The sequence below is a fragment of the Pseudomonas sp. TH39(2020) genome, from assembly GCF_016650715.1.
Classification (GTDB): domain Bacteria; phylum Pseudomonadota; class Gammaproteobacteria; order Pseudomonadales; family Pseudomonadaceae; genus Aquipseudomonas; species Aquipseudomonas mandelii_C.
In genome coordinates, this window is record NZ_JAEKFF010000003.1 from 73,484 (window position 1) to 100,156 (window position 26,673).

At 58.8% G+C, this 26,673-nt stretch carries 22 protein-coding genes and 3 pseudogenes; 6 read left to right on the forward strand and 19 right to left on the reverse strand.

All coding sequences use genetic code 11. The features are described 5' to 3' along the window. The first annotated feature begins 150 nt into the window (after window positions 1-150). Window positions 151-2,520, forward strand: coding sequence for an autotransporter outer membrane beta-barrel domain-containing protein (locus JFU47_RS02790; protein WP_240050496.1), 2,370 nt, complete (start codon window positions 151-153; stop codon window positions 2,518-2,520). A 148-nt stretch (window positions 2,521-2,668) separates the two neighbouring features. Here the strand turns inward: JFU47_RS02790 and JFU47_RS02795 are convergent, their stop codons facing one another. The 6 genes from JFU47_RS02795 to JFU47_RS02820 all read right to left on the reverse strand — a co-directional run bounded on the left by JFU47_RS02795 (window position 2,669) and on the right by JFU47_RS02820 (window position 9,990). Then, window positions 2,669-3,097, reverse strand: a complete 429-nt coding sequence (locus JFU47_RS02795) for a hypothetical protein (protein ID WP_201180643.1) — start codon at window positions 3,095-3,097, stop codon at window positions 2,669-2,671. A 199-nt stretch (window positions 3,098-3,296) separates the two neighbouring features. Beyond that, complete coding sequence (locus JFU47_RS02800; RefSeq protein ID WP_201180644.1) at window positions 3,297-3,920, reverse strand: LysE family translocator; 624 nt, start codon at window positions 3,918-3,920, stop codon at window positions 3,297-3,299. A gap of 51 nt (window positions 3,921-3,971) precedes the next feature. Further along, window positions 3,972-4,811 (reverse strand): AraC family transcriptional regulator, encoded by an 840-nt coding sequence (locus JFU47_RS02805; RefSeq protein ID WP_201180645.1) that lies wholly within the window; start codon window positions 4,809-4,811, stop codon window positions 3,972-3,974. 76 nt (window positions 4,812-4,887) lie between these two features. Next, window positions 4,888-5,529: a DUF1345 domain-containing protein gene (locus tag JFU47_RS02810; protein WP_201180646.1), complete on the reverse strand. Its 642-nt coding sequence runs from the start codon at window positions 5,527-5,529 to the stop codon at window positions 4,888-4,890. A gap of 190 nt (window positions 5,530-5,719) precedes the next feature. Continuing rightward, on the reverse strand, window positions 5,720-8,818 hold the full coding sequence (locus JFU47_RS02815; RefSeq protein WP_201180647.1) for an efflux RND transporter permease subunit: 3,099 nt from the start codon (window positions 8,816-8,818) through the stop codon (window positions 5,720-5,722). A gap of 14 nt (window positions 8,819-8,832) precedes the next feature. Further along, window positions 8,833-9,990: an efflux RND transporter periplasmic adaptor subunit gene (locus JFU47_RS02820; protein WP_201180648.1), complete on the reverse strand. Its 1,158-nt coding sequence runs from the start codon at window positions 9,988-9,990 to the stop codon at window positions 8,833-8,835. Between the two features lie 266 nt (window positions 9,991-10,256). On the opposite strand from JFU47_RS02820, the gene JFU47_RS02825 reads away from it, so the two are divergent. Next, the gene (locus tag JFU47_RS02825; RefSeq protein WP_008155184.1) at window positions 10,257-10,958 is read left to right on the forward strand and encodes a response regulator transcription factor; all 702 of its coding nucleotides are present in this window, start codon (window positions 10,257-10,259) and stop codon (window positions 10,956-10,958) included. A 4-nt stretch (window positions 10,959-10,962) separates the two neighbouring features. Then, window positions 10,963-12,264 (forward strand): ATP-binding protein, encoded by a 1,302-nt coding sequence (locus tag JFU47_RS02830; protein WP_201180649.1) that lies wholly within the window; start codon window positions 10,963-10,965, stop codon window positions 12,262-12,264. Window positions 12,265-12,345: 81 nt separating this feature from the next. On the opposite strand, the gene pncA is transcribed toward JFU47_RS02830, so the two are convergent. The 4 genes from pncA to JFU47_RS02850 are packed head-to-tail and all read right to left on the reverse strand — an operon-like array spanning window position 12,346 to window position 14,887. Next, on the reverse strand, window positions 12,346-12,975 hold the full coding sequence (gene pncA, locus JFU47_RS02835) for a bifunctional nicotinamidase/pyrazinamidase (RefSeq protein WP_201180650.1): 630 nt from the start codon (window positions 12,973-12,975) through the stop codon (window positions 12,346-12,348). 50 nt (window positions 12,976-13,025) lie between these two features. Beyond that, window positions 13,026-13,802 (reverse strand): anti-sigma factor family protein, encoded by a 777-nt coding sequence (locus JFU47_RS02840; RefSeq protein ID WP_201180651.1) that lies wholly within the window; start codon window positions 13,800-13,802, stop codon window positions 13,026-13,028. Next, window positions 13,799-14,296: an RNA polymerase sigma factor gene (locus JFU47_RS02845; protein WP_201181516.1), complete on the reverse strand. Its 498-nt coding sequence runs from the start codon at window positions 14,294-14,296 to the stop codon at window positions 13,799-13,801. The genes JFU47_RS02840 and JFU47_RS02845 overlap by 4 nt, the downstream gene beginning before the upstream one ends. Before the next feature lie 54 nt (window positions 14,297-14,350). Continuing rightward, the gene (locus JFU47_RS02850; RefSeq protein ID WP_201180653.1) at window positions 14,351-14,887 is read right to left on the reverse strand and encodes a tetratricopeptide repeat protein; all 537 of its coding nucleotides are present in this window, start codon (window positions 14,885-14,887) and stop codon (window positions 14,351-14,353) included. A 206-nt stretch (window positions 14,888-15,093) separates the two neighbouring features. Between JFU47_RS02850 and JFU47_RS02855 the strand changes: the two are divergent. Then, window positions 15,094-15,509: pseudogene (locus JFU47_RS02855) on the forward strand (hypothetical protein). Window positions 15,510-15,629: 120 nt separating this feature from the next. Here the strand turns inward: JFU47_RS02855 and JFU47_RS02860 are convergent. From JFU47_RS02860 to JFU47_RS02880, 5 genes and pseudogenes are all read right to left on the reverse strand, one after another. Continuing rightward, the gene (locus JFU47_RS02860) at window positions 15,630-16,583 is read right to left on the reverse strand and encodes a D-2-hydroxyacid dehydrogenase family protein (RefSeq protein ID WP_201180655.1); all 954 of its coding nucleotides are present in this window, start codon (window positions 16,581-16,583) and stop codon (window positions 15,630-15,632) included. Between the two features lie 13 nt (window positions 16,584-16,596). After that, complete coding sequence (locus JFU47_RS02865; protein ID WP_201180657.1) at window positions 16,597-17,622, reverse strand: alpha/beta fold hydrolase; 1,026 nt, start codon at window positions 17,620-17,622, stop codon at window positions 16,597-16,599. Window positions 17,623-17,707: 85 nt separating this feature from the next. After that, window positions 17,708-18,142, reverse strand: a complete 435-nt coding sequence (locus tag JFU47_RS02870) for a YqaA family protein (RefSeq protein WP_201180659.1) — start codon at window positions 18,140-18,142, stop codon at window positions 17,708-17,710. Further along, window positions 18,142-18,587, reverse strand: a pseudogene (locus tag JFU47_RS02875) (DUF411 domain-containing protein). Before JFU47_RS02875 ends, JFU47_RS02870 begins: the two are co-directional and overlap by 1 nt. A gap of 263 nt (window positions 18,588-18,850) precedes the next feature. Beyond that, window positions 18,851-19,045, reverse strand: a pseudogene (locus tag JFU47_RS02880) (hypothetical protein); the annotation flags it as partial. Between the two features lie 312 nt (window positions 19,046-19,357). On the opposite strand from JFU47_RS02880, the gene JFU47_RS02885 reads away from it, so the two are divergent. Further along, window positions 19,358-19,888: a hypothetical protein gene (locus tag JFU47_RS02885; protein WP_140893029.1), complete on the forward strand. Its 531-nt coding sequence runs from the start codon at window positions 19,358-19,360 to the stop codon at window positions 19,886-19,888. A 49-nt stretch (window positions 19,889-19,937) separates the two neighbouring features. On the opposite strand, the gene JFU47_RS02890 is transcribed toward JFU47_RS02885, so the two are convergent. Beyond that, window positions 19,938-20,933 (reverse strand): aldo/keto reductase, encoded by a 996-nt coding sequence (locus JFU47_RS02890; protein ID WP_201180661.1) that lies wholly within the window; start codon window positions 20,931-20,933, stop codon window positions 19,938-19,940. 118 nt (window positions 20,934-21,051) lie between these two features. Here JFU47_RS02890 and JFU47_RS02895 point away from each other — a divergent pair, with 118 nt between their 5' ends. Further along, window positions 21,052-21,978: a LysR family transcriptional regulator gene (locus tag JFU47_RS02895; protein ID WP_201180662.1), complete on the forward strand. Its 927-nt coding sequence runs from the start codon at window positions 21,052-21,054 to the stop codon at window positions 21,976-21,978. Here the strand turns inward: JFU47_RS02895 and JFU47_RS02900 are convergent. The 3 genes from JFU47_RS02900 to JFU47_RS02910 are packed head-to-tail and all read right to left on the reverse strand — an operon-like array spanning window position 21,967 to window position 26,672. Beyond that, entirely contained in the window at window positions 21,967-22,920 is a 954-nt protein-coding gene (locus JFU47_RS02900; RefSeq protein ID WP_201180670.1) for a GNAT family N-acetyltransferase, read from the reverse strand. The two genes, JFU47_RS02895 and JFU47_RS02900, sit on opposite strands and share 12 nt — an antisense overlap. Further along, window positions 22,920-24,209: an AMP-binding protein gene (locus JFU47_RS02905; RefSeq protein WP_201180672.1), complete on the reverse strand. Its 1,290-nt coding sequence runs from the start codon at window positions 24,207-24,209 to the stop codon at window positions 22,920-22,922. The genes JFU47_RS02900 and JFU47_RS02905 overlap by 1 nt, the downstream gene beginning before the upstream one ends. Window positions 24,210-24,269: 60 nt before the next feature. After that, complete coding sequence (locus JFU47_RS02910) at window positions 24,270-26,672, reverse strand: acyl-CoA reductase (protein ID WP_201180674.1); 2,403 nt, start codon at window positions 26,670-26,672, stop codon at window positions 24,270-24,272. Between the last annotated feature and the right edge of the window lies 1 nt (window position 26,673).

Below are 26,673 nucleotides of genomic sequence, written 5' to 3' on the forward strand. Positions count from 1 at the left end.
CGACTAATTAACTTCCGGAGTCGTTGACTTGTTTGTCTTGGAATGTATTAGAGCGGGAAATCCAAAATGACATTACAGTCAGTTAGTTGTTTAAAACGAAAACACATCAGTCTTTGGGTGTCTTCGTCCTTGTTCGCCATGAGTGCGTCAATGACGCAGGCAGCCATTGTTTTACCTGGGGGCAACCAGACACTTGATAACACCACTGCACAGGATTTCTGGCAGCTTGGAGACAACGCCACGCTAACAGGCACGGGGGCTATCACCTTCGGTATAACAAGTAGTGCCGGCGGTGTCATCAACCTGACCAACTCGACGGCTACTTCTTCGGGAGAAGGTGGGCTGACCAGAGGTATTGTGTTAACCAATGCCAGTGCGACACTGAACAATTCAACCGTTATCAGCACCAACGACATCGGTATATCCGCCGTACGCAACGTGGCAGTCCCCAGTGGTTCAACCGTAACGCTAAATAACGGCAGTGTTGTTCGCGGTTTACTGGGTGGTATTGCGGGTAATCGTTTCAGCGAATTAAACCTTAACAACTCCACAGTGCAAGGTACCGGGGCGAACAGTTTCGGTGTACGCCTGCTTGAGGGAACCCTCAATGCCAGCAGCACCACGATTATCGGTGGCCGGGACGGGTTGACGATTGGTACCGACTCACTCCCGACAGCGTTAGTTCCTTCGACGATTACTTTGGACAGCACGCGGGTGGAGGGCTCGACTGGCTCAGCCATTGTTGTTGGCCTGAACAACTCGCTCGTACCGACCTCGGCAAACCTGATGGTCCGTAACGGGTCGACGCTGATCGCGGGTAATGGCACCCTCGTGGCCATCAACAATCGCGCCACGGCCAACCTGGTGGTGGATAACAGTGCGTTGAGTGGCAATGTTGTGGCCACTTCCGGAAGTACCGCTAACGTCACGTTGCAAAACAATGCATCGCTGGTCGGTAACTTGCAAAACGTCAATACCGCGACTCTCAATAATCAGGCGCGTATGACCGGCAATGTCGTGGGTGCATCCAGTCTGATCATCGACAATGCTTCAACACTTGTCGGTGACCTGGAGAGTGTCGCCAGAGTGTCGATCAATAACCAAAGCAACATGACCGGCAATGTGACCGCTGCGCCAGGCAGCGTTTCCACGCTGACATTGGATAACCGTTCTGTACTCACTGGTCAGATCAATAACGTCGCCAGCCTCTCGATCAATAATCAGGCCCTGTGGCAGATGACCGACAGTCAGTCGGTCAACAGCCTTGCACTCAATGGTGGTCGTGTCGGTTTTGGCACTAACGCGCAATACTTCCAACTGAACGTCGCCAACCTGTCTGGCAGCGGTACGTTCGAGATGGGTACTGACTTCAACACGGGTACCAGCGACCTGTTGAACGTCACGGGCAGCGCGGCCGGTAGTCACCAGTTGCTGGTCGCCAGCAGCGGCGCGGATCCGGTGGTTGATACACCGATCAAAGTGGTGCAAACCGCCGGTGGCAGTGCTCAGTTTGGCCTGGCCAATGGGCCGGTTGACGTGGGCGCCTTCACTTATGGTTTGGTCCAGGAAGGCAATGATTGGTATCTGCAGCCGAACAAAGACCAGGTGAGTACCCCGACGCGTTCGATATTGGCGATATTCGGCACCGCGCCTACCGTGAGCTACGGCGAGATGGTGTTGCTGAACAACCGCATGGGGGACTTGCGGGTCAATGGCGGCCAGACGGGCGGCTGGGCTCGCACATTCGGCAGCAAATACACCATCAGTAACAATGCGTATGGGGATGGCTATACCCAAAACCAATACGGTCTGTCGATCGGTGTCGACACGCCGGTACAGATCGCCGGCGAGAAAGTATTGCTCGGTGTTTTTGCCGGCTACAGCCAATCCAGCCTGGACTTGAAGCGCGGTAGCTCAGGGGACATCGGCAGCACATCGCTGGGTGTTTACGGCACCTGGCTGGGCGACAGTGGTTACTACCTGGATACGTTGGCCAAACTCAATCACTTCCGTAACAAGGCCGACGTTACCGTCAGCGATGGCACCAAGACCAAAGGCAACTACAACAACTTAGGTGCCAGTACGTCGGTCGAGTTCGGCAAACACATCGAGTTCGAGAACGGTTACTACATCGAACCGTTCACTCAGTGGCAAGCGGCAGTGGCACAAGGCAAAGAATTCAGTCTGGACAATGGGCTGAAGGCGGACGCCGATACCACGCGTTCCTTGCTAGGCAAGGCAGGTGTGACCTTGGGACGCGGTATGACACTGGCCAATGGCAGCAAATTGCAACCGCATATTCGTGCAGCGGTCGTCCAGGAATTTGTCAAAAACAACGAAGTGCGAGTCAACGATAGCAAGTTCAATAATGACCTGTCCGGTACTCGATTCGAAGTTGCCGCCGGGGCGTCCTGGACATTAAACGACCGTTGGCAGTTGCATGCCGAACTAGACACCAGCAAAGGAGATAACGTAACCAAAGACTTTGGTGTGAATATGGGGGCACATTACAGTTTCTGACCCTCGGCGCAGGAACAGGCAGGTAGTGCCAGACGCCCAGTGCATTGCATCGGGCGTTTTTATGTGTGTGCAGAATGAGCTGGACTAAAAAGGCAGAAAAAAAGGGAAGCAATAGCTTCCCTTTTCAATGGCTCTGTTGCAGGGCCGCTTACGCCTTCAACACCTGAAAGTTACCTTTCACAACAAAGGTCTTGCCATCACTGTCAGGCACTTCTACTTCTACTTTGAAACTACCGGCCATGTTTTTGTCGTCAAGGGGCGGGTTGAGGGTGATCTCACCGGCGACGCTTTCATAAATTTTGTCGTCGATTTTTAGACCGAAGGACACTAAAGGATTGTTCTGGACGTTATAAGTCTGCGGCGCAAGAGTGGCGGGAATGCTGATGTAGATTTCCCGAAGCGGATTGTCTTTTACTCGCTCAATGGCCGTGAGCAACAGAACTTCTTCGCTGCCGATTTTGATTTTTTCAATCAATCGCGAAGTGGCAATAAATTCCGGGAAGTTACTGTTGCCCTGAGCTGAAGCGGTGACAAAATTTCCTTCAGCAAAGCTGACTCGTTTAACGACTGCGTTCATGGATTCGCTCTCCGTTATTCGTGAAGTAAGTTATCCAAAGTTCGGAAAGGATAGCCTTACTCTGGATGTCACATAAGAGCGTGCTTCGGGGCTCTTGTAAACTGTCATGCTTGACAGTTTACAAGAGGTCGTATCTGTGAGTGTGAAGTGCTTTTAAGTTGTATTGGGGAAGTGATTAACGCCGTTATAGCGATGTCGTCTATATCATTAACAGCGGTAACCAGACTGCACCTAAAAGGAGAATTCCCATCGCTCGGTTGAAATACTTCTGCGCGTGGGGGGAACGTAGCCGAGTACCCACCTGAACGCCCACTACCGCCCAAGCACCCAGGCAGGGAAGGGCCACCAGAAAAAAGATCACGGAGAGCTGCAACACCGCGGTGCTTTTCTCACTGTCGCCTGGCACAAATACACTGACCACTGCGAGCGCCATCATCCAGGTCTTGGGATTGATCAACTGCAGGGCAGCAGCATCCACCGAGCCTGGTCGTCGTGGCTGCACGGACGGTTTTTTGGTCCGAACCATTGAGTCGAGCGGCGCGCAAAAAATCTGCCAGGACAGGTATGTCAACCAGACACTGCCGATTACCTGCGTCGCCGTTCCAATTCCCGGGTATGTATTCAGCACTTTGCCAAACCCGTTGCCCACCAGCCAGACAATCATCGCGGCACTGATGCAAGCTCCGAAAATGATCGGCAATGCGGCTTTGAAACCGTACCTCGCGCTGTTGCTCAACACCAGAATATTGGTCGGCCCCGGCGTAATGGAGGCGACGAAAGCGAACAGCAAAAATGGCAGCAGCGTGGGGAAGGTGGACAACATGGCAGCGGACTCCGTGAATGATCTCAGGAGCCGATCCTCACAAAGTCCGGGTCATGCGTCTGGAAGATTTGAGCAGCGCTTGCGATACAACGCCGGCGTCAAACCATACGCCCGGACAAACCAGCGGCCCAGGTGACTCTGATCGGCAAACCCCAGTTCCATCGCCACTGTCGCCGGTTGCTCGCCACGGGCCAGCATTCGCCGGGCGGTCGCCAGGCGCAATTGCACGAGGTAGGCGTGGGGTGCCATGCCATACGCAGCCTTGAAGGCGCGGGTAAGGCGAAAGCGATCGACGCCCGTTGCGGCGGCTATCTGGTCGAGGCCGATATCAAAACGGGCATTGGCGTGCAGGTACTCCCGTGCCTTCTGCGCCACCAGCGGCAGGCGCGGATCCTCGCCATAGCGAGCGCGCCAGTGCAGATGGCTGGTCAGGCGTTCGAGCAAACCGTCGAGGGCGGTCTGGCGGACGATTTTCAGCTCACCGTGATGCAGGGTTTGAAACGCCAGACTGGTGGCGTGGGCCAGTCGCGAGTCGCTGGCCAGGGTGTTGGCGAAACTCAATTGACTGTTGTCGGGGGCATTTTCGAAGACTGCACTGAGTTCACGTTTCAGCCACTGTGGGTCGAGGTACAGCATGCGGTAGGTGAAACCGTCTTCGGTCGGCGCTTCACCGTCATGGATGTCACCCGGCTCGAGCAGAAACACCTTGCCCGGCGTGCTTTGGTGCTTTGCTCGCCGACAGTGAAACTGCTGAACCCCTTGTTCGGTGACGCCCACCAGATAGCTGTCATGCCAGTGCGGGTCGTAGGCATGGCCTTCGAAATGCGCGCGCAGGGTCTCGATGCCGGTGTCGGCGTCCTGGGCCAGGTCGATCCAGTTGTGAGTCGTCATGCTGCACCTGTGAGACGGATAGCCGGCTTATTTAACGCCCGCGCCGAGGGTGATGACTAGAACGTTTGTGCAGGGATCAGTTGAACAGTCCCGCCGCGATGTTGATCGAGAACCCGAGAATGGCCGTGTTGAACAGAAAGCCGATCAGCGTCTGCGCCAGGACAATCTTGCGCAAATTCCGAGTCGCCACGCCAACATCGGACGTCTGGACCGCCGCGCTGATGGTGAAAGAGAAATACAGGAAGTCCCAGTAATTGGGCGTTGTCAGGCCTTCAGCAAAACGCAGTGCGGGGTCTTTGCCGCCCCAGGTGTAGAACAGACGGGCGTAGTGCACGCTGAAAATCACCCCGATCAGCAGCCATGAACCGATCACGGTCAATGCAGTAAAGCCGTAGTGCAACAGTTTGCGGGTCGTTTCCAGTTCCCTGCTGCCGGCCAGTTCAAAGGCGATGGTCGCCAGGCTCGCTATTGCGGCGATGCATACAACAAACAGCACCAGCCCGGCGTTTTCGTCTTCGACCTCGGCAATGCGTTTCACATCCGGTGCTTTGGCACGCGCGGTGAGCCAGAGCATCAGGACCAGGTAAGCCCAGACGCCGGCGTTCCAGCCGAAGAGGATTTTGCTGATGATCGAGTCGGCTGGAGTCAAAATGCCCACGGCAATGCCAAGCGCGGCGGCGGAGGAGAGGCGAGGGTGGGTGCGGGCGAGGAGGGGCATGTGAACTCGATGGGGCCAGGGTATGCAAACACCTTAGCCCAGCGCACTCGGTTGTGACCATAACCCTGAGATCGACGCAACCCTTGTGGGCGCGAGCCTGCTCGCGAAGAGGCCATCACATTCAACATACCCATTGATTGTTACGCCGCTTTCGCGAGCAGGCTCGCTCCCACAATTGATGTGTGTTTGCTCAGTTACTTTTATGGCGCTTGCGCACCAATTTCATCACCACCACAAAAAACACCGGCACAAACACCACCGCCAGCGTCGCGGTGATCATCCCGCCAATCACCCCGGTGCCGATTGCTTGCTGGCTCGCCGAACTGGCCCCGGTGGCAATTGCCAGTGGCACCACGCCGAGGATGAACGCCAGCGACGTCATCACAATCGGCCGCAGTCGCAGGCGCGCGGCTTGCAGCGTGGCGTCGATCAGGTCATGGCCTTCGTCGTACAGGCTCTTGGCGAACTCGATGATCAGGATCGCGTTCTTCGCCGACAGCCCGATGATGGTGATCAGCCCGACCTTGAAGAACACGTCATTGGGCATTCCGCGCAAGGTCACGGCCAGCACCGCGCCGAGCACGCCAAGCGGCACCACCAGCAGCACCGAGGTCGGAATCGACCAGCTCTCATACAACGCGGCCAGACACAGGAACACGATCAGCAACGACAAACCGAGCAGGATCGGAGCCTGACTGCCGGACAAGCGTTCCTGCAATGACAGCCCGGTCCATTCCTGCCCCAACCCTGCCGGCCCTTGCGCCACCAGACGCTCGATTTCCGCCATGGCTTCGCCGGTGCTGTGACCGGGTGACGGTTCGCCGGAAATGCTGATTGCCGGGTAGCCGTTGTAGCGAGTCAATTGCGCCGGCCCCTGAGTCCACTTGGCTTGGACGAAGGCCGACAACGGCACCATTTTCCCGGCGCTGTTGCGCACGTGAATCTTCAGCAGATCGGCGACCTGACTGCGCTGATCGCCTTCAGCCTGCACCACCACCCGTTGCATCCGCCCCTGATTGGGGAAGTCGTTGATGTAGGCCGAGCCGACAGCGGTGGACAGCACGTTGCCAATGTCGGCAAAGGACACGCCCAGCGCGTTGGCCTGTTTGCGGTCGACTTCCAGTTGCACCTGCGGGGCTTCGGCCAGGGCGCTTTCGCGCACGTTCATCAGGATCGGACTTTTCTCGGCAGCCGCGAGCAATTCACTACGCGCCTGCATCAACGTGGCATGACCGAGGCCGCCACGGTCCTGCAAGCGGAACTCGAAACCGCTGGAGGTGCCAAGGCCATCCACCGGCGGCGGCAGTACCGCAAACGCTACAGCGCCCTTGATCTGGCTCAACGCGATGTTGGCGCGATCGGCAATGGAACTGGCCGAGTCGTCGCTACCCCGGTCAGACCAGTCTTTGAGCGTGGTAAACGCCAACGCGGCGTTCTGCCCGCTACCGGAGAAGCTGAAACCGAGAATCACCGTGCTGTCGCCGACGCCGGGTTCAGTGGCGTTGTGGGCTTCGATCTGCTCGACCACCTGCACTGTCCGGTTCTTGCTTGCACCCGGTGGCAGCTGAATGTCGGTGATGGTGTAACCCTGATCCTCCACCGGCAGGAACGAGGAAGGCAGTCGACTGAAGCACACGCCTAATCCGATCAGCAGCACGCCATAGATCAGCAGGTAACGTCCCGTGCGTTTCAGCGCATAGGCGACCCAGCCCTGATACCGCTCGGTCAGTTGCTCGAAACGCCGGTTGAACCAGCCAAAGAACCCGCGCTTCTCGTGATGTTCGCCCTTGGCAATCGGCTTGAGCAGCGTCGCGCACAACGCCGGGGTCAAAGTCAGGGCGAGGAACGCCGAGAACAGAATCGAAGTCGCCATCGACAAAGAGAACTGCCGGTAAATCACCCCGACCGAACCCTGCATGAACGCCATCGGAATGAACACCGCCACCAGCACCAGCGTGATACCGATGATCGCCCCGGTGATCTGCTTCATCGCCTTGCGCGTTGCCTCTTTGGGCGACAGGCCTTCGGTGGCCATGATTCGCTCGACGTTTTCCACCACCACAATCGCGTCATCCACCAGGATGCCGATCGCCAGCACCATGCCGAACATGGTCAGCACGTTGATCGAAAACCCGAGCGCCAACATGGTCGCAAAGGTGCCCATCAGCGCCACCGGCACCACCAGGGTCGGAATCAGCGTGTAGCGGATGTTTTGCAGGAACAGGAACATCACCGCGAACACCAGCAACATCGCCTCGCCGAGGGTGTAAACCACTTTGGTGATCGAGACTTTGACGAAGGGCGAGGTGTCGTACGGGATCTTGTACTCGACGCCCGCCGGGAAGTAGCGCGCCAGTTCGTCCATCTTCGCCCGCACCAACGTGGCAGTGCTCAAGGCATTGGCGCCCGGCGCCAATTGCACGCTGACGGCGGTCGACGGTTTGCCGTTGAGGCGCGTGGAGAACTGGTATTCCTGACTGCCGATCTCGACGCGCGCCACGTCTTTGATGCGCACAGTGGAGCCATCGGGATTGGCTTTCAGGACGATGTCGGCGAATTCTTCCGGCGTCGACAACTGGCCTTTGACCAGAATGGTCGCGGTGATTTCCTGGGTGGTGCGGGTCGGCAAGTCGCCGATGCTGCCCGCCGAGACTTGTGCGTTCTGCGCGACGATGGCGGCGTTGACGTCGGCCGGGGTCAGGTTGAAACCGATCAGCTTCTGCGGGTCGATCCAGATCCGCATGGCGCGTTCGGCACCGTACAGCTGCGCCTTGCCGACGCCGTCCAGGCGCTTGATTTCGTTCATCACGTTGCGCGCCAGGTAATCGCTGAGCGCCACGTCGTCGAGCTTGCCGTCGCTGGAGGTGAGGGTGATCAGCAGCAGGAAACCGGCGGAGACTTTCTCCACCTGCAAACCCTGCTGTGTCACCGCTTGAGGCAGACGCGACTCGACCGCTTTCAGGCGGTTTTGCACATCGACCTGAGCCATTTCCGGGTCAGTGCCCGGCTGGAACGTCGCAGTGATGGTGGCACTGCCAAGGCTGCTCTGGGATTCGAAATACAGCAGGTGGTCCGCGCCGTTGAGTTCTTCCTCGATCAGGCTGACCACGCTTTCGTCCACGGTCTGCGCCGAAGCACCGGGGTACACGGCGTAGATTTCGACTTTCGGCGGCGCGACGTTGGGGTATTGCGCCACTGGCAACTGTGGAATGGCCAGGGCGCCGGCCAACAGGATGAACAGGGCAACCACCCAGGCGAACACCGGGCGGTCGATAAAGAACTGCGGCATAAAAAGCGTCCTGCTTACTGACCAGAAGCCTGGGCAAGTGGAAGAGGGGTGTCGTCGATCTGCACTTTTTCGCCGGGACGGGCGTGCTGCAGGCCTTCGGTGACGATGCGGTCACCGGGCTTGAGGCCGCCGGTGACGATCCAGCGATCGTTCTGCACGGCGCCCAGTTCGACCGGTTGCTGGCCGACCCGCTGTTCGGCGTCGAGCAACAGCACGTGGGCGATGCCGGCACTGTCACGCTGAATGGCCCGTTGCGGCACGCTGATGCCTTGTTGATTGACCGCTTGCTCCAGACGCACGCGCACGAAGCTGCCCGGCAGCAAGTCGAGGTCCGGGTTGGGGAATTCACTGCGCAGAATGATCTGACCGGTGCCCGGGTCGACGGTGATGTCGGCGAACAGCAATTTGCCAGGCAACGGATAGAGACTGCCGTCGTCCTGGATCAGCGTGGCTTTGGCCTGGTCCTGACCGACCTGCTGCAACTGGCCGGAACGGAACGCCCGGCGCAGGTCGTTGAGTTCGCGGGTCGATTGGGTAAGGTCGGCGTGAATCGGGTTCAGTTGCTGAATCAATGCCAGCGGCGTGGTTTCGTTCTGCCCGACCAGTGCGCCTTCGGTCACCAGTGCGCGGCCGATGCGCCCGGAGATCGGCGCCGTGACCGTGGCGTAACCCAGGTTGAGTTTCGCCCGTTTCACGGCGGCTTTGTTCGCGGCGACGTCGGCAGCCGTTTGCCGGGCACTGGCCCGGGCGTTGTCATAATCCTGACCGCTGATGGCATTGCCTTCGATCAACTGCGCGTAACGCTGCTCTTGCAGGCGCGCCTGGAACGCATTGGCTTCAGCCTTGCGCAGCGCCGCTTCAGCGCTGTCCAGGTCTGCCTTGAATGGCGCCGGGTCGATACGGAACAACACTTCGCCTTTTTTCACATCACTGCCTTCACGGAACGCCCGTTGCAACACCACCCCGGCAACCCGGGCGCGTACTTCGGCAATGCGTGGCGCGGCAATCCGCCCGCTCAGTTCACTGGTGATCGACAGGGGGCTGGCCTGGATGGTTTCGATGCGAACCGTGGCCAGAGGCGTCTGTTCTTCGGCCGTCGAGGCCTTGTCACAAGCGCTCAGCGTCGCCGCCAGTGCAATCAGGCTGAGCCTGGCAAGCAGATTATTTGACATGTAATACCCCAATAATGACCCCCCGCATCCTACGGGGAGGCGACGAGGGTAGCGGTGAAGCTTTGTAGGCGCTGTGTGAAATTGTGTAAGGGTTTTACTCAGGCACGGGCGAGGGCGTATATCCTTCACGCCTCGATTTCTATTGCGACTGTTAGATTGCTTTCGCGAGCAGGCTCGCTCCTACAGTTGAAATGCGGTCCCCTGTGGGAGCGAGCCTGCTCGCGAAAGCGGTCTGTCAAACGCCACTGCACTTTCTGGAACACCCCATGCCCAACATCCTCCTGGTCGAAGACGACACCGCGCTCTCCGAACTGATTGCCAGTTACCTGGAACGCAACGGCTATAGCGTCAGCGTGATCAGCCGTGGTGACCATGTGCGCGAACGTGCGCGGGTCAATCCGCCGGACCTGGTGATCCTCGACCTTATGCTGCCGGGGCTCGATGGCCTGCAAGTCTGCCGCTTGCTGCGCGCCGACTCGGCCACGTTGCCGATCCTGATGCTCACCGCCCGCGACGACAGTCACGATCAGGTGCTGGGTCTGGAGATGGGCGCCGACGACTACGTCACCAAACCTTGCGAGCCGCGCGTGTTGCTGGCCCGAGTGCGGACGTTGCTGCGGCGCAGCAGCCTGACTGAGCCGCAGACGGCCAACGACCGCATTCTGATGGGTAATCTGTGCATCGACCTGTCCGAGCGCACCGTGACCTGGCGCGAGCAATTGGTCGAACTGTCCAGCGGTGAATACAACCTGCTGGTGGTGCTGGCCCGGCATGCCGGTGAAGTGCTCAGTCGCGACCAGATTCTGCAACGCCTGCGCGGCATCGAGTTCAATGGCACCGACCGCTCGGTGGACGTGGCGATTTCCAAGCTGCGGCGCAAGTTCGACGATCACGCCGGCGAGGCACGCAAGATCAAGACCGTGTGGGGCAAGGGTTACCTGTTCAGCCGATCCGAGTGGGAATGCTGAGTCGATGTTCAGAATCCTGTTTCGCCTGTACCTGGTGACCATCGTTTCGTACAGCGCGGCGATCTATCTGGTGCCTGACGTGGTGATCAAGGTCTTCCAGGAGCGCTTTGTCACCTACAACCTCGATTATTCGCGCGGGCTGCAAACCCTCATCGTCAAACAGTTTCATGCCGTGCCCCCGGAACAGTGGCCGGCATTGGCTGCGGAGATGGACAAGGAATTCCAGCCGCTGCACATCGTCCTGACCGGTAACGACGATGCCGATTTCACCCCTGATGAGCGCGAGCGTTTGCAGCGTGGCGAGAACGTCGTGCGCATTGGCGACTGGGGCTGGCGCACCCTGGCGGTGTCGCCGCTTAACGAGCGGACGGTGGTGGAGATGGTCGTGCCGCCGGACCCGATGGACGTCAGCCTGTTGTACTGGAGCATCAACGTGCTGATCGGCGCAACGATGCTTGCCTGCCTGTTGCTGTGGCTGCGCCCGCACTGGCGCGACCTGGAACGTCTCAAAGGTACGGCTGAGCGTTTCGGCAAGGGCCACTTGAGCGAGCGCACACAGATTTCCAAAAGCTCCAACATCGGTAGCCTGGCCAACGTCTTCGACACCATGGCTGGCGATATCGAGAACCTGCTCAACCAGCAGCGGGACCTGCTCAATGCCGTCTCTCACGAGTTGCGCACGCCCCTGACACGACTGGACTTCGGCCTGGCGCTGGCGTTATCCGACGATTTGCCCGCCGCCAGCCGCGAGCGTCTGCAAGGTCTGGTCGCGCACATTCGCGAGCTCGACGAGCTGGTGCTCGAACTGTTGTCCTACAGCCGTCTGCAAAACCCGGCGCGGTTGTCGGAGCGGGTCGAGGTGTCGCTGGATGAGTTTATCGACAGCATCCTTGGCAGCGTCGACGAAGAACTGGAATCCCCGGACATCGTTATCGATGTGCTTCTGCACGGACAACTTGAACGCTTCGCCCTCGACCCAAGGCTGACTGCCCGCGCTATTCAGAACCTGCTACGCAATGCGATGCGCTACTGCGAAAAACGCATTCAGATTGGTGTGCGGGTGTGTGCCAAGGGCGCTGAAATCTGGGTGGACGACGATGGGATCGGTATTCCGGATGAGGAGCGTGAGCGGATTTTCGAACCGTTCTATCGGCTGGATCGAAGCCGGGACCGGGCCACTGGCGGGTTTGGTCTGGGGTTGGCAATCAGTCGTCGGGCGTTGGAAGCTCAGGGCGGCACGCTCACCGTTGAAGCATCGCCGCTGGGTGGGGCACGGTTCCGTTTGTGGTTGCCCACCTCAGTCTGACGCATTCTTTGTAGCAGCTGCCGAGCAGCGCGACCCCGGCTCGAACGCAGCCTCGCGCTGCTCGGCAGCTGCTACAGGGGGTTAACCTGGCACTTGGGTGGATTGAATCAACCCAACCTCAGCTCCCTGCATCCGATCGATCGCCGCGGCCAGTGAGCCGCCCAGATCAATCGCCCGGCACGCATCCATCACCACAAACGCCTTGAACCCTGCCGCTCGCGCATCCAGCGCAGAGAACATCACACAATAATCGAGCGCCAGCCCAACCAGATAAACCGTGTCGACACCGCGTTCCTTCAAGTACCCGGCCAAGCCCGTGGTGGTCGTTCGGTCCGCCTCCAGAAACGCCGAGTAACTGTCGATGTCCGGGTTGCAGCCCTTGCGGATGATCAGTTGGGCGTGGGGCAAGTGCAGATCCTTGTGCAACTCGGCACCGGGCGTGGCCTGCACGCAATGGTCCGGCCAGAGCGTCTGCTCGCCGTAAGGCAGTCGAGTCACGTCGTATGGCGCGCGGCCCGGGTGGCTGGAGGCGAACGAGGCGTGTCCGGCCGGGTGCCAGTCCTGGGCGATGATGACTTGAGTGAACCGGGCGCCGAGGCGATTGATCAACGGGACGATCAGGTCCCCTTCGGGTACCGGTAACTGGCCGCCGGGGATGAAGTCGTTCTGTACGTCGATGACCAGCAAAGCAGTGCGTGAAGCAATCGGCATGGGAAGGTTCCTCCTTGGAATTGAGACACCGAGCATAGTGACAAACTGGATCACGCGCTCAGCCGACTTCTCAACAATTTCGCCATGTCCTCCAGATCCGCCACTGGGTGATGCCCGATCAACATCCAGGCATGTTGCATGTCAGCCCAATAGACAATGTTCATCCCGTACCGGCGCTCCTGGGCGAAATGCCGACTGCCGCTGTTGGAGCGAGTGACGCACAGCGCCATGGGGCCGTGTGCCGGGTCCAGGTAGGTGATTTGGGCAATGGCGACGCCGTCGTACTCGAGGATTTGCGCGCGCTTGAGCTCGGTGCGTGGCAGGGCCAGTTGCTCCGGCATAAGATTCAGGCCCAGACGCGCATCGATGGTCCGCAGTTGCGCTCGCTGAGTGGCTTCGTCAGTGGGCAAGTGGTCCAGGGTTTGCGGCACGTAAAGCGACATGTACTCGGCCACCAGCCCGCGCCAGTTTTCCTTTTGCTGGCTCAACTGCCAACCGAGAAACAGCCGATCCGCCACCACACCACTCACCACCAACCCGGCGGCCGCCGCGAGGAACCAGCGCCGATTCATGGCCGGGCGTTCAGGTGAAGGCAAGGTGTCGAGCATCGATTGCAAGCGGTCCACGGGCGCCTGGCGACCCAACTCATCGTAGGCCTCCTTGAACGGCAGGCTGCTGCGGGCCAGCCATTGCAGGCGCAGGTTGAGCGTCGGGTCCTCGGCAATGGCCGCGTCGATGCGAGTGCGCTGTTCGCTGTCGAGCTGGTCGTCGAGGTAGGCCACCAGTTGCTCATCCGAAGGTATCGTCGGGCGTGCGTGATCGTTCATCGACGTTCTCCAGTGGAAGGGTTCGGCACGGCGTGCAATGGCGGGTATTCGGCCAGTTTCGCGCGTGCAGCGGCCAGGCGACTCATGACGGTGCCGATGGGCACGTCCAGCACGTCGGCCACTTCGCGGTAGGACAAACCTTCGACATAGGCGAGAAACACCGTTTCGCGCTGGGCTTCGGGCAGGGCATCCACACGCCTGATCACCTGAGCCGCGAGGACATGGGTTTGCGCCGCGTATTCACCGTCGAACGACAAGGCGTTGTCGGCATCCACCAGCCCCTGTCCATGACGCACCCTTCGGGAGCGAACTTCGTTGAGCCAGATCGAATGCAGAATACTCAGTAGCCAGCGGTCCATGCGGGTGCCCGGGACAAACTGCCCGGCACGCTCGAGCGCCCGCACGCAGGTCGCCTGCACCAGGTCTTCGGCGACATGCCGTTGCCGGGACAACAGCAAGCCGTAGCGCCATAAGCGCGCCAGGTGCTGGCCCAGCTCTGCCCGTATTGCCTGATCGCTGGCGATGGCGACCTCCGTCTGCTCGGTGTGTCAGGTTTTCGATGAATCGTTGATGGCTTCGGCCAGGTCCTGGTATTCCTCGCAGGTGGTGCTGCCGCAGATGGATTTGATCTGCTGCAACTGTTCCTGTGCGAGGTCCAGCCGACCTTTGATCACATACGCTTCGCCGAGGTATTCGCGAACTTGCGCGTAGTGCGGGTCAAGTTTGACCGATTGCAGGTAATAACCGATGCCTTCGTCGGTGCGCCCCAGTTTACGCGTAGCGTAGCCGCGATAGTTCAAGGCCTTGGCGGTGTTTGGCTGTTTGAGGGTGTCGAGCAAGGCCAGCGCTTCCTCATAACGACCGTCCTTGGCCAGGCGATAAGCGTAATTGGTGCGGTCGGCGTCCGGTACCAGACTGCTGGTTTGCTTGAGGCATTTTTGCGACCGGGAGTCGAAGACCTGCCCTTTGGGGCAACTGGGTCTTGCAGGGGCGTCATCGCCACCACCATTGGCGAATGCAAGCGAGCTGGACAATGCGACTGCCAGCAACAACTGGACGGTTAACACAGCGAAACGGGTTTTCATGGGCGATGCTCCACAGGTTAATTCGCTTCAGTTCGTACCACGCCCCGGCTTCAGGTTTGGGTTTTTCATGGGCAATTCTCAGGGGCGATGTAAGGTGAACACCACAGGGTGAACAATTATTCATTACTTTCTGGCGGTCTGTGCAAGGAAAGCTCAAATCGAGGCGCTATGCTCGACAGCATTCGTTGTCGATCTGGAACACGGCCATGAAAGATCAGGTCCATCACTCGGCGGCCGCTGGCTATAAAACCGGCGCTGATACCTACGTTCGCGGTCGTCCGGATTATCCGCCGCAAGTGGCCGACTGGCTGACGGGCACCCTTGGTTTGAACGCGGACAAAGCCGCTATTACACAGGGGCCTGGCGACAGGCGTTTCCGCATCCGGCGTTCGGGCCGCTGCAGGAACAGCGCTACAGCCATGGCCACACAGGTTCGCCTGAGGATGTGATTTTCAATCGCGTGCGCTCCACCAGTTTTGTTGCGGCATTACCGGCGGAGGAGCGGGCGAAGGTTGATGAGCAGATACGGGCAATGATCGCTCGGGAGCCTGAACTGCGTGGCAAAGAGGTCGTGACGGTGCCTTATGTCACGGCGGCATTCGTGGCAGTGAAGAGCAGTTAGTCGGTAGGGAGGCCATTCGCGAGCAGGCTCGCTCCCACATTGATTTTGTGAATGACACAGATCAAATGTGGGAGCGAGCCTGCTCCGGGCGGCGTTCCGACGAAGAACGATGACGCGGTATCAGCTCAATAGCCGAATCGGCTCTCCCGCAGACCAGGCCTGAATGTCCTCAATCATCTGCGAAAAGAACTGGTGATAGTTCTGCTGGCTGACATACCCGACGTGGGGCGTGGCCAGCACATTGTCCAGGGTTCTGAACGGATGATGAGGCGGCAAGGGTTCCTGCTCGAAGACGTCAAGCGCAGCGCCTGCCAGTCGCCGCTTCTGCAATGCCTTGATCAACGCGGACTCATCAACAATCGGGCCGCGCGCCGTGTTGACCAGCAGCGCCGTGGGCTTCATCCAGTCCAGCGCCTGGGCGTCCACCAAGCCTCGGCTACGATCGCTGAGCACCAGATGGACCGAGAGCACATCGGCCTGTTCGAACAGTTCCTGTTTACTGACGCAGGTCACGCCGATTTCGGCTGCGCGTTCGGCGGTCAGGTTCTCGCTCCAGGCAATCACCCGCATGCCGAACACCTGACCGAACTGGGCAACGCGAGTGCCAATGCTGCCCAGCCCCAGGATCGCCAGGGTCTTGCCGTGCAGGTCGCCACCCAGGCTTTGCTGCCATACACCTGCGCGCAGGGCGTTGGCTTCGACCACCAGGTTGCGGGTCGCCGCCATGATCAGCGCCCAGGTCAGTTCCGGCGCGGCGTGCTTGTAGCTGTCAGTGCCACAAACCTGGATACCCTGCGCGGCGGCGGCTTTCAGGTCCAGGGCGGCGTTACGCATGCTGCCGGTGACCAGCAGCTTGAGTTTCGGTAAGCGCCGCAGCAGGTCCTCGTCGAACCGGGTGCGTTCGCGCATCACGCAGATCACCTCGAACTCGCCCAACCGTGCCGCCAGGGTGTCGTTGTCGGCAGGGTAGTCATGGATGAAACTTACCTGGCCGATGGGGTCCAGAACCGACCAGTCCACCACGTCACGGGCCACGTCCTGCCAGTCATCAATCACCGCAATCTGCACTGCCATCAGCCTTACCTCATCAATGAACGGGGTTGGTTTTGTTCAGCCAGGCGAGCAGGGCCTGGTGGAATTGCGCCGGTTCTTCCATTTGCGGCGCGTGGCCCATGCCGGGGAACTCGACCAGCGTCGACCGGGGAATCAGTTTCGCCACCTGCTTGCCGAGGACGTCGTAATGACCGAGTTTTGCCTTGACCTCGGGCGGTGCGATGTCGCTGCCGATGGCGGTGGTGTCGGATGTACCGATCAGCAGCAGGGTCGGCATCTTCAGGTCCTTGAACTCGTAGTACACCGGTTGGGTGAAGATCATGTCGTAGATCAGCGCCGAATTCCACGCCACCTGCGTATGCCCCGGTCCTTTGTTCAGCCCGGCGAGCATGTCTACCCAGCGATCGAATTCCGGCTTCCAGCGGCCGCCGTAATAGGTGTTGCGTTCATAGGTGCGGATGCCGTCGGCGGTGAGTTTCAGCTCGCGCTCATACCATTGATCAACCGTGCGATAGGGCACGCCGAGGGCTTTCCAGTCTTCCAGGCCGATGGGGTTGACCAGTGCCAGTTGTTCGACTTGATCGGGGTATTGCAGCGCATAACGGGTAGCGAGCATGCCACCGGTGGAATGCCCGAGAACACTGGCCTTTTGAATGCCGAGGGCCTTGAGCAATTGCTGGGTGTTGGTCGCCAGTTGCTGGAAGCTGTACTGATAATGGTCGGGTTTACTGGAGGTGCAGAAACCGATCTGGTCCGGAGCGATGACCCGGTAACCGGCTTCACTCAGGGCCTTGATCGAAGTGTCCCAAGTGGCACCGCAGAAGTTTTTGCCGTGCATCAGCACCACGCTGCGTCCATTGGCCTTGCCGTGGGCGGCGATATCCATGTAACCCATTTGCAGGGATTTGCCCTGGGACTCAAAGGCGAAATGCTTGACCGTGTAGGGGTACTCGAAACCTTGCAGCTGAGGTCCGTATTCCGGGCCTTCGGCGTGGGCAATGACAGGCAATGCAGCGGTCAGCAGCAGGCCGGGCAGCCAGCGGGAGCGGGTGAGGGACATGGGGGAACTCCATTGGAAATCGGCCGATGCTGGATCGGCATGATTAGGGCGACATTAAACACAGGCAATCGCCGTGGATGATCGTTCAACCCATCCAGCCCACTGTGGCCATGGCCAACACACCATAACGGGCGCCTTTGGCAAGGGTCACGATCAGCAGGAATCGCCCCAGCGGCTCGCGCATCACGCCGGCCACCAGGGTCAGCGGATCACCGATCACAGGCACCCAGCTGAGCAGCAACGACCAATGACCGTAACGCTGATAATGGACTCGGGCTTTTTCCAGATGGCGCGAGCTGACCGGAAACCAGCGCCGATCACGAAACCGCTCGATGCCGCGCCCCAGCCACCAGTTCACCAGCGACCCCAGAACATTGCCCAATGTCGCCACGGCGAGCAGCGACCAGAGCCAGTACTTGCCGCTGAGCAACAGCCCCACCAACACCGCTTCGGACTGCAAGGGCAGCAAGGTTGCCGCACCGAATGCGGCGAAGAACAGCCCGATGTACGCACCGAACATCAATGGGCGGGGTAGTCCGCCACCACTACGTCAGTGCCGTCTTTTTCAGACCGATCACTTGATACGCATCGCTCATGCCGTCCATTTCCATGCCGGGTGAACCCATGGGCATGCCGGGGGCGGCAACGCCCAACAGATCGTCGCGCTTGCTCAAGGCCAGCACCTGATCGGCGGGGACATGACCTTCAACGAATTTGCCGTTGATCAAGCCGGTATGGCACGACGCCAGACGCGGAGGCACGCCGTGCTGTTGCTTGAATTCGCTCATATTGGCTTCGACGTGATCGTCGACTTTGAAGCCGTTGGCCTCCAGGTGGCTGATCCATTTTTTGCAGCAACCGCAATTGGCATCGCGGTGAACTTCAATCGGGATCAGCTCGGCGGCCTGGGCCAGGGAGGAAATGAACAGGGCGCTCAGGGCGACCAGACGCAGGTGGGTTCGCATGGGGAATCTCGTTTCGAATGGCGGCCAAAAAAATGCATTCTGACCATTTTAGCCAGCATCGAGGCAGGAGATTGTTTCGAAGTAATACGAGTTTCAGCAGCCACGCATTCTTTGTAGCAGCTGGCGAAGCCTGCGTTCGGCTGCGAAGCAGTCGTAAATTCGGCTTACGCGGTCTGGCTGATGCACCGTGAGCTCTGATTTTGCGACTGCTTCGCAGCCGAACGCAGGCTTCGCCAGCTGCTACATGTCTGAACTCAAAAAAGTTAACGAACCTTGAACCGCCCCATGATCGCACTCACACGACTGTTAGCTTCCAGCAGTCGTTGGGTGTTGAGCTCGCTGGCCTGACCGCTTTTCACCCGTTCTTCGACCATGTGGCGGATTTGCACCATGCTGGGGTTGATCTCTTCGGTCACCGCGCTTTACTGCTCGGCGGCCGTGGCGATCTGGGTGCTGAGGCGACCCGGCAGGACGGTGTCGATGGCGGCGCTGTCGAGGTGTCGTAATGGATACAAACTAACTAACCAACAGGTTAGTAGTACATATTTAGTGTCTGTAGCACTTTCTAAAGTAATGCATAGACCAATGAAACAGGGCGCTTGCCCGGTTGTATCGTAAATGTACGAGAATTGTAAAAAGTCGGAAATAATTGTTGGTGTGGCTAGTGGCCAAGTTGATACTCGCCCGCTCTAAACCAGATCAAACAAGGAACTTTTTATGGTCGCCTTACATGGACGTCTGCATCAGGTAACGCAGTCGGGAGTTCGGTCATGACTATCGGCTATACCGGGGCCTGGACGGCCAAGGCAGGGTTGTTGGTCAAGGATACGGGAGCCGGCAAGCCCGTGACGCACAGCGCCAGGGTCAAGCAGATGCTGGCATTGGTGGGTACCAATCCAACTTTGCTGAACACCGCGAAAATGGATGAACAGAAACTGCACAGGAACATCAAAGGTTTCGACCCGGAAAATGTCACCGCCAAACAACTGGGCAATCTCAGCGCCTTCTTGAGAGGTAAAGGCCTGATTTCCGATATTACGTCGATGACGCTAATGAATGCCGGTGACAAGTTTGACCGGTTTGGGGTTCAGAAAGACCCGGATGCGAAATTCAACGCACTGGAGTATTTCGCCACGCAACTGGACACTATTCAGAACAACAGTATCAGGGGTGACAAGTACGCTGTGGGCCTGATCCCGGAATACAAGACGGCGATCTACGTGCTGCAAAATTTACACACTTACGGCAAGGGTAACGGCACGACGGTGCCGACCGACAAGGGCGTCAGCTCCAAGGCGTGACGCCCGATTGTCCTGGCTCACTCAACTTGTCGAATGGGCCAGGTGTCGGTTATCGGTCAAGTAACTCCATGACTTCTTCCGGGTAACGTAAACCGGCCGTGGCATTGGCCGGGAATATCGCTTCCAGCGCTTGCAAGTCTTCGCCGCTGAGCTTCACATCCAGCGCGGCCACATTTTCTTCCAGGTATTTACGCTGTTTGGTTCCCGGAATCGGGATCACGTAATCACCCTGAGCCAGTACCCATGCGAGCGCCAGTTGGCCGGCGGTCACGCCTTTTTCTGCAGCCAGGTCCTGCACTTGCCGCACCAACAACAGGTTTTTGGCGAAATTCTCGCCTTGAAAACGCGGGCTGAAGCGCCGGTAGTCGTCTGCCGCGAAATCATCAGGGCTTTTCAGCGCTCCTGTGAGAAAGCCACGACCCAAAGGGCTGTAAGGGACGAAGGCAATTCCCAGGCGCTGACACGCGGCCAGACAACCGTTTTCCTCCTGGTCACGGCTCCATAACGAATACTCGCTCTGCAGCGCACTGATCGGATGAACCTTGTGTGCCCGCTCAAGCGTCGCGACCGAGGCCTCGCTCAAACCCAGGTACCGAACCTTGCCGGCTTTCACCAGGTCGGACATGGCGCCGACGGTTTCCTCAATGGCCACCTGCGGATCGATGCGGTGCTGGTAGTACAAGTCCAGGGTCTCGACACCGAGGCGCTTGAGGGTGCCATCGATAGCGGCGCGAATGTACTCCGGTCGGCCGTTGACGCCTCGCGCAACCGGATCGGCCGGGTCGCGGACGATGCCGAATTTGCTGGCCAGAAACACCTGGTCGCGCTTGCCGACAATGGCTTTGCCGATCAGTGCTTCATTGGTGTGCGGGCCATACATATCGGCGGTGTCGAGCAGGTTGATCCCCAGCTCCAGCGCGCGGTGCAGAGTGGCCGTGGCTTCGCGGATGTCCACACCAGTCGTGTAGAAATCGGTCATGCCCATGCAGCCCAGACCCATCGCGCTTACGAGTGGACCGTTTTTGCCCAGTTGACGTGTTTGCATGAAATCATCTCCCTGTGAATGTGGAGTCCATTGTTGACCTCGACAGAAACAAGATAAACCGGCTAAAACTGCTATCACTGTTCGTAATTTCTAAATAATCAGCCGGTAAGCAAAAACAATGGACCGTTTTAACGCGATGCGCGTGTTCACCCGAATCGTCGAGCTGGGAGGCTTTGCCAAGGCGGCGGATAGCCTGCAGTTGCCCCGGGCCTCAGTGACCATTCTGATCAAGCAGCTGGAGGCGCATCTCGGTGTGCAGCTGCTGCAACGCACGACGCGGCAGATCAGTCTGACGCTCGACGGTGCGGCCTATTACCCTCGTTGCGTCCGGTTGCTGGCGGACCTGGAGGAAACCGAAGCGGTGTTCAGCGCTGCTCGCAACAACCCCAAGGGGCTGTTGCGCGTGGACATGCCGGCGGGCGTGGGACGCTTGATGGTGATCCCGGCATTACCGCAATTTACTGCTCGATATCCCTTGATCGAGCTGGAAATCGGCTTGAATGACCGGCCAGTCGACCTGATACGCGAAGGCGTCGATTGCGTGCTGCGCGGCGGCGACTCACTGGACGATTCACTGGTGGCGCGGCCGTTGGCCATGCTGGACCAGGTCACGTGCGCGAGCCCCGACTACTTGAAGCGATTCGGAACGCCTCAGTGTCTGGCTGACCTTGAAGGCCATCAGATGGTGGAATACTTCTCCAGCAGCAATGGCAAGCGTTATGGGCTTGAATTTATGGTCAATGATCAGGTTCAGGCCATTAATCTGCCCAAGCAAGTCTCGGTCAACAGCGCCGATGGTTATCTGGCCGCTTGTGAGGCGGGGTATGGTCTGGTCCAGACCCCGTATTACCACGTAGCCCGCCAGCTGGGCGAAGGCCGTTTGTGTGAAGTCCTCAGGACGGTGCCAACACCGGGGATGCCGCTGACGGCGCTCTACCCGCCACACCGTCAGTTGTCCCGGCGGGTAAGGGTATTTGTCGACTGGCTGGTGGAGCTTTGCGCGCAGCCGGGCAATGACTTTGATCGAAAAGACTCACGCGGCTGAACGGTCTCTGTTCAGCGCTTGGGCGCTACTTTGCGTGTTGGCGTTTTGCTGTAAATCGTCATGCAAACGTTGCATGTGCGGGCAATGCAGATTGAGGTGTCGAGCCTGCACCCCTCGATGAAACAGGGCGAACCACCCATGGGTGTTTGATGCAGGCATCAGCCCGGTAAAGGTGAAGCCAAGGGCCGCCAAATTGCGCAAGTCCTGGGCAAAATGCCGTGACATCTGAAGTTTGGCCGAGATCAGCCAGTGGCTGGGCAATTGCCGGATCTGCTCAAGCAGACGTTTGGTCAAACGCTGAATGACCATTTCGAATCTTTGATGGTGTTGCTTGATTTGCAAGGGCAGGGAAGGCAACGGCGTCGTGCCCGGATGAGTCCCGAACACGGAACACACGTGCTGCATAAACCCCCGGCAGCTGTCAGGCCATGGGATGTCGGGGAGTGGACGCGTATGTCCTTCGACGACGTAACAACCCATCACGATGGTTTCCGGCAGCGGCTCAGCGAAGGGCGAAGGGACGTAGTCAGGAAGCAAACCCGTGCTGCGGAAGCCGATGTTTGCTGCCATGCGTTGCGTGTAGGGATGGTGTGTCACTTGTTTGATCGAGACGCTCTTGAACCCCATGGAACCTGACCGCGACAGCAACTCCCGGCCCAGACGGGTCGCGATACTCTGCCCCTGCGCGGCGGGATGCACCACACTGAGGGCCAGCTCGGTGGTGTCCGCAGGTGTGTCATGGCACAACGCGGCATGCCCTAGAACGCGTACGTCGTCCACCGCCAGCATCGACTTCCAGCGCCCCTCGGCATTGTGCTGATTGATCATATTCGGCAAGTAAACATCCGGCTGAACGTAATGATCGCCATAGACCTCGCGAAACAACTGGCTCACGGCACGTGCGTCGGATGGCCGATAAGGTCGAAAAATCAAATGCGGCATCATGCGGGCTCCGGCGACGGTGCGTCATACACCCGCAAGTCCAGGACCCGCAGTTGTTTGCCGGAGCGTGGGTGAAGCTTCAATGCGGTGACCCCACAGGACAACACTCGCAACTCCAACAGACCCTCGCGGCTCAGTTCCTCAATGCCGGGATAGTGTTCAACCAGTGCCTCGTACAATGCTCGGCACACCGGTACGGTGGCCATTGATAGCGCCGAGGGAACCCACTTCACACTCAAAATATCTTTGTATCCGTCATGTTCGATCAGCAATTGCCATTGGTCGTTGTGGGCAATGCGTTGGACGATCTGCTGGATGTCATCGATCAGCAGCGACAGCACCCCGACTCGCACTCGCTGGCTGTGCACGCTACGTCCCTTGAGGGCGAATTTGCGCTTCGGCGTTGAGCCGGGTTCGCGCCAGCACGCGCGGTCACCCACCGGATAACGCAGCAGAGGCATGAGCCGGCGAGTCAGATTGGTCACCACCAATAATCCAGTGCGATCGCATTCTTCGATGACTTCACCGGTGAGTTCATCGACGATCTCCAGCAAGGTTTGTGGATCAAACACCCGATGCTCGCCCAAGGCGCAGTCGCGACCGCTGGCCCCAATAAGGCCGGCGTCTACACTGGCGTAGCCAATGGAAGCAATGCGCACGTTGGGAAACACGTCGGTGAGGATTGCCACCTGCGGGACAAACAGGCTTTCGCCGCCATACAGCAACGTCTCAACCCCGCGCAGTACTCGCCGATGCTGGTTCAGGTAGGCAGCGAGTCGCAGCAACTGTGCCGGTACGCCGACCAGCACGTTGATCCGATGCTGATCAATCGCATCGGCCAGTACGTCCAGTTCGACTTGCCCGGTAAATGGAAACTCGCAGATCGATCGCCTGACGTGCGCCAGTGAGTCGTGGATAAACAGAAAACTGGCGTAAAGATCACCGGAAAAAAACAGATTGGCGACACGGTCGCCGTCGTTCAGCTGAGAGGAGAAACTTTCTCCGAACGTACTGACCAGTTCTTTCCATTCGTTATAGGTATAAACCGCCAGTTTGCCTTGGCTGGTCGATCCGCCGGTTTTAAACACCAGCGCATCGTCGACCTTTCCGGTCAGGACCGGCCAATGACTCAAGTCATTGCTGTCAGACCAATAGTCCACGGCGTTGGTGAGCGGTAGATCTTGTAACGTAATGCCCTGCGGCGGTAAGTGTTCCAGTTGCTGGCGGTAGAAGTTTGAATGTTGCCGTATATAAGGCAGCAGTTGTTCGAGCGAATAAGTTGATTTCACTGGATTCTCTTTTTTTTATCAGGGGTCTAGGCGGTTTAAGACAAGCTGTGTAGTTAGTTTTTATTTTCTTTTATCAATAACCAACGGTGTTTTGCCGCTGTGTTTGTTTCGAGTGAACGCTTGATCCGTGCACACTTGGACTTCGACAGTTAACAGGTTGGCGTTTACGGCATTTGCCAGCGCTTCATGGCTCAGCAATGCGTTGCGAACCTGGTTGATGTCTGCATCCGTTAGAAGTTTGAGTCGCTCGACGCCATCAGGGGCGTGGTCCAGAACAATCTGAATGGGCGCGCCGACGCTATCCTGCAAAGCCGACGGCGAAATGAACTCCGTGCCCATTCGCACCAGTTTTCCGTGGCGCTGGAGCAGTTCGAATCGGGGTGAGTCCAGCCCGCACGGACAGGCTCCGGGTATCCAGCGACCGGTGTCGCCCACGTCATATCGGCGCACGGTTTGGCCTTGCCGTGCTCGTGAAGTGAACAACAGGCGACCGATCTCATTGGCCTCAACCGGTACATCCTGTTCGATCTGCACGATTTCCAGATGCTGGGTATCGCACATCAAGTGAAACACCCCGTTCGCGGTGGCTGCGCACGCATGTCCCAAGGGACCTGCGTCGACGGAACCATAGATCGCCGAGCGGATCATCGAGACCCCGCAGCTTTCCATGAGGCTCAGGCTGGTTTGGCCCGGATGTTCGCCGCCGAGGAATACTTTGCTGATACCGGCGTACGCTCGGAGCCGGGTCTGTTCGTTGAAGAACAGACGATGCAAGGTGCTCGGCATACCTATCAGTACGGTGACACGCTGGTCAACGATCAGTTGGGCGATTTCGCTGAAGTCATCGTCCTGGGGCGCACCCATGGGGAAATGTGTGACGCCCATCTGTTCCAGTATTTTGGTAAAACTGAGGAAACCTCCGTACAAGCTGCCGCCGTAAAACAGGTTCATGACCCGGTCCTGTGAAGGATCGAGCCCGGCGGCGAACAGGCCATCGGCCGCTGCGCGCATCTGCCGTTGAAAGTCGTGATAGCTGAAACCGGCGAGGGCCGGAGTGCCGCTGCTCCCTCCTGAGCGAAAATACAATTGCGCCGCGGCGCCCATAGGCTGGGTCGTGAAGGTGTTTTTGTCCATGATCGGCGCATGGGCGGTGTCAGGTGCGGGCGGGACCGGGTCGAGCGTTGCCCGGCCAGGCAAAACATCCGGCGACAGACTCACCGAGAGGCGGCGACTCAGACGCGTCAATGCGTAGACGCCATCATGGGGCTCACCGGCGTAGCCGTCATGAATTCCCACGCAAGGCGCAATACGGGTGACCCCAGCGTTGACCAGCGTTCGCACAAGTCCTGGCGTTTGTGTCGCAGAGCAAATCAGTGCGCAGCTTTGCAGGACAGTGCGCCAGGGCAACAGCGTCTCGGCGATCAAGTGTTGCGGTACGGGTTTGAGTAGCACCGTACGAAACAGCGGCGAAGGCGCGAGCGTCTGATGGTGTTCCCAGATGATCCGCCATCCGTGGCCGGCCCAGACCTGGCCGCTCTGGTTCGCAAAACAGTAATCCAGTTGCGCCATGGCCGTGCGGGTGGTGATCTCGCACGCTTCCTGATCCGTGGGCACCAGCGCCGGCCAGTGCGATGCACGACGCTTGAAGGCTTCGCCCAAACGCTCACCCAGGTCCTGCAGGGTCGCCGGATCGTTGCTGTCCACCAGCACCCATTGCGGACTGGAACACGCCTGCTGATCCAGACTGCACACCTCATCCACCAATGCATCCAGCGCCGAAGGGCTGGCCGCGTCAGGCGACAGATAAGCGAAACTGATCCTGTGCCCCCAATCGATCCAGCGACATCCGGCGGGGATCTGCTGACGAATTGCTTTGAGCGCCTTTTCACCGCCCCAGGCTGACACGCCATCGGCCTGAGCGCAGAGTTCCGCTATCCGGGAAGTGCCCACGGGCAGCACCGCGACGAATTCGCCAAGCCTGCCGCTGGTGTCGCACTGCACAAGGGCGGCCAGCAATTGCGCGGTCAAACCCGCATCGCTGGCGCTGGGGCGTAACCAGTTAATGTTGCCGGCCAGCAGGCTTTCGAGAACCGCGCAGAACGCCAGCATCGGCGCATTGCCTGGCGTCACATGCACCACCAGTCCCAACGGGTGCCAGCTTTCGAAGTGTGGCTGCTGGTAGTCGATACGCCTCAGCGAACGGGGTTGCGAACCCAGTTCTCGCTCAAGCTTCCTGCTCAGGTTGCTGCGCTGGCAGAACTCGATCAGTCCCTGACATTGATCGTCGTCCAGAGGCAGGTTCAGGCTGCGAGTCTGTAGTTGCGTGGCGAAACGAGCCGCGGTTTCGATAACGGTCTCGCTGTCGATCGGTGCAGAAAGCAATCCGGGCAATTGTTTTTGAAGGCGCTCGAGGGCGCTTTCCGGGGTAACGTCGTCACGCAGTTGGCCATTGATGAGGTACATA

What these genes read in the sequence shown, in the direction of transcription:
- JFU47_RS02790 (WP_240050496.1), top strand. Translation starts at nt 151, where the DNA reads ATGACGCAGGCAGCCATTGTTTTACCTGGGGGCAACCAGACACTTGAT.
- JFU47_RS02795 (WP_201180643.1), bottom strand. Translation starts at nt 3,097, where the DNA reads ATGAACGCAGTCGTTAAACGAGTCAGCTTTGCTGAAGGAAATTTTGTC.
- JFU47_RS02800 (WP_201180644.1), bottom strand. Translation starts at nt 3,920, where the DNA reads ATGTTGTCCACCTTCCCCACGCTGCTGCCATTTTTGCTGTTCGCTTTC.
- JFU47_RS02805 (WP_201180645.1), bottom strand. Translation starts at nt 4,811, where the DNA reads ATGACGACTCACAACTGGATCGACCTGGCCCAGGACGCCGACACCGGC.
- JFU47_RS02810 (WP_201180646.1), bottom strand. Translation starts at nt 5,529, where the DNA reads ATGCCCCTCCTCGCCCGCACCCACCCTCGCCTCTCCTCCGCCGCCGCG.
- JFU47_RS02815 (WP_201180647.1), bottom strand. Translation starts at nt 8,818, where the DNA reads ATGCCGCAGTTCTTTATCGACCGCCCGGTGTTCGCCTGGGTGGTTGCC.
- JFU47_RS02820 (WP_201180648.1), bottom strand. Translation starts at nt 9,990, where the DNA reads ATGTCAAATAATCTGCTTGCCAGGCTCAGCCTGATTGCACTGGCGGCG.
- JFU47_RS02825 (WP_008155184.1), top strand. Translation starts at nt 10,257, where the DNA reads ATGCCCAACATCCTCCTGGTCGAAGACGACACCGCGCTCTCCGAACTG.
- JFU47_RS02830 (WP_201180649.1), top strand. Translation starts at nt 10,963, where the DNA reads ATGTTCAGAATCCTGTTTCGCCTGTACCTGGTGACCATCGTTTCGTAC.
- pncA (WP_201180650.1), bottom strand. Translation starts at nt 12,975, where the DNA reads ATGCCGATTGCTTCACGCACTGCTTTGCTGGTCATCGACGTACAGAAC.
- JFU47_RS02840 (WP_201180651.1), bottom strand. Translation starts at nt 13,802, where the DNA reads ATGAACGATCACGCACGCCCGACGATACCTTCGGATGAGCAACTGGTG.
- JFU47_RS02850 (WP_201180653.1), bottom strand. Translation starts at nt 14,887, where the DNA reads ATGAAAACCCGTTTCGCTGTGTTAACCGTCCAGTTGTTGCTGGCAGTC.
- JFU47_RS02860 (WP_201180655.1), bottom strand. Translation starts at nt 16,583, where the DNA reads ATGGCAGTGCAGATTGCGGTGATTGATGACTGGCAGGACGTGGCCCGT.
- JFU47_RS02865 (WP_201180657.1), bottom strand. Translation starts at nt 17,622, where the DNA reads ATGTCCCTCACCCGCTCCCGCTGGCTGCCCGGCCTGCTGCTGACCGCT.
- JFU47_RS02870 (WP_201180659.1), bottom strand. Translation starts at nt 18,142, where the DNA reads ATGTTCGGTGCGTACATCGGGCTGTTCTTCGCCGCATTCGGTGCGGCA.
- JFU47_RS02885 (WP_140893029.1), top strand. Translation starts at nt 19,358, where the DNA reads ATGACTATCGGCTATACCGGGGCCTGGACGGCCAAGGCAGGGTTGTTG.
- JFU47_RS02890 (WP_201180661.1), bottom strand. Translation starts at nt 20,933, where the DNA reads ATGCAAACACGTCAACTGGGCAAAAACGGTCCACTCGTAAGCGCGATG.
- JFU47_RS02895 (WP_201180662.1), top strand. Translation starts at nt 21,052, where the DNA reads ATGGACCGTTTTAACGCGATGCGCGTGTTCACCCGAATCGTCGAGCTG.
- JFU47_RS02900 (WP_201180670.1), bottom strand. Translation starts at nt 22,920, where the DNA reads ATGCCGCATTTGATTTTTCGACCTTATCGGCCATCCGACGCACGTGCC.
- JFU47_RS02910 (WP_201180674.1), bottom strand. Translation starts at nt 26,672, where the DNA reads ATGTACCTCATCAATGGCCAACTGCGTGACGACGTTACCCCGGAAAGC.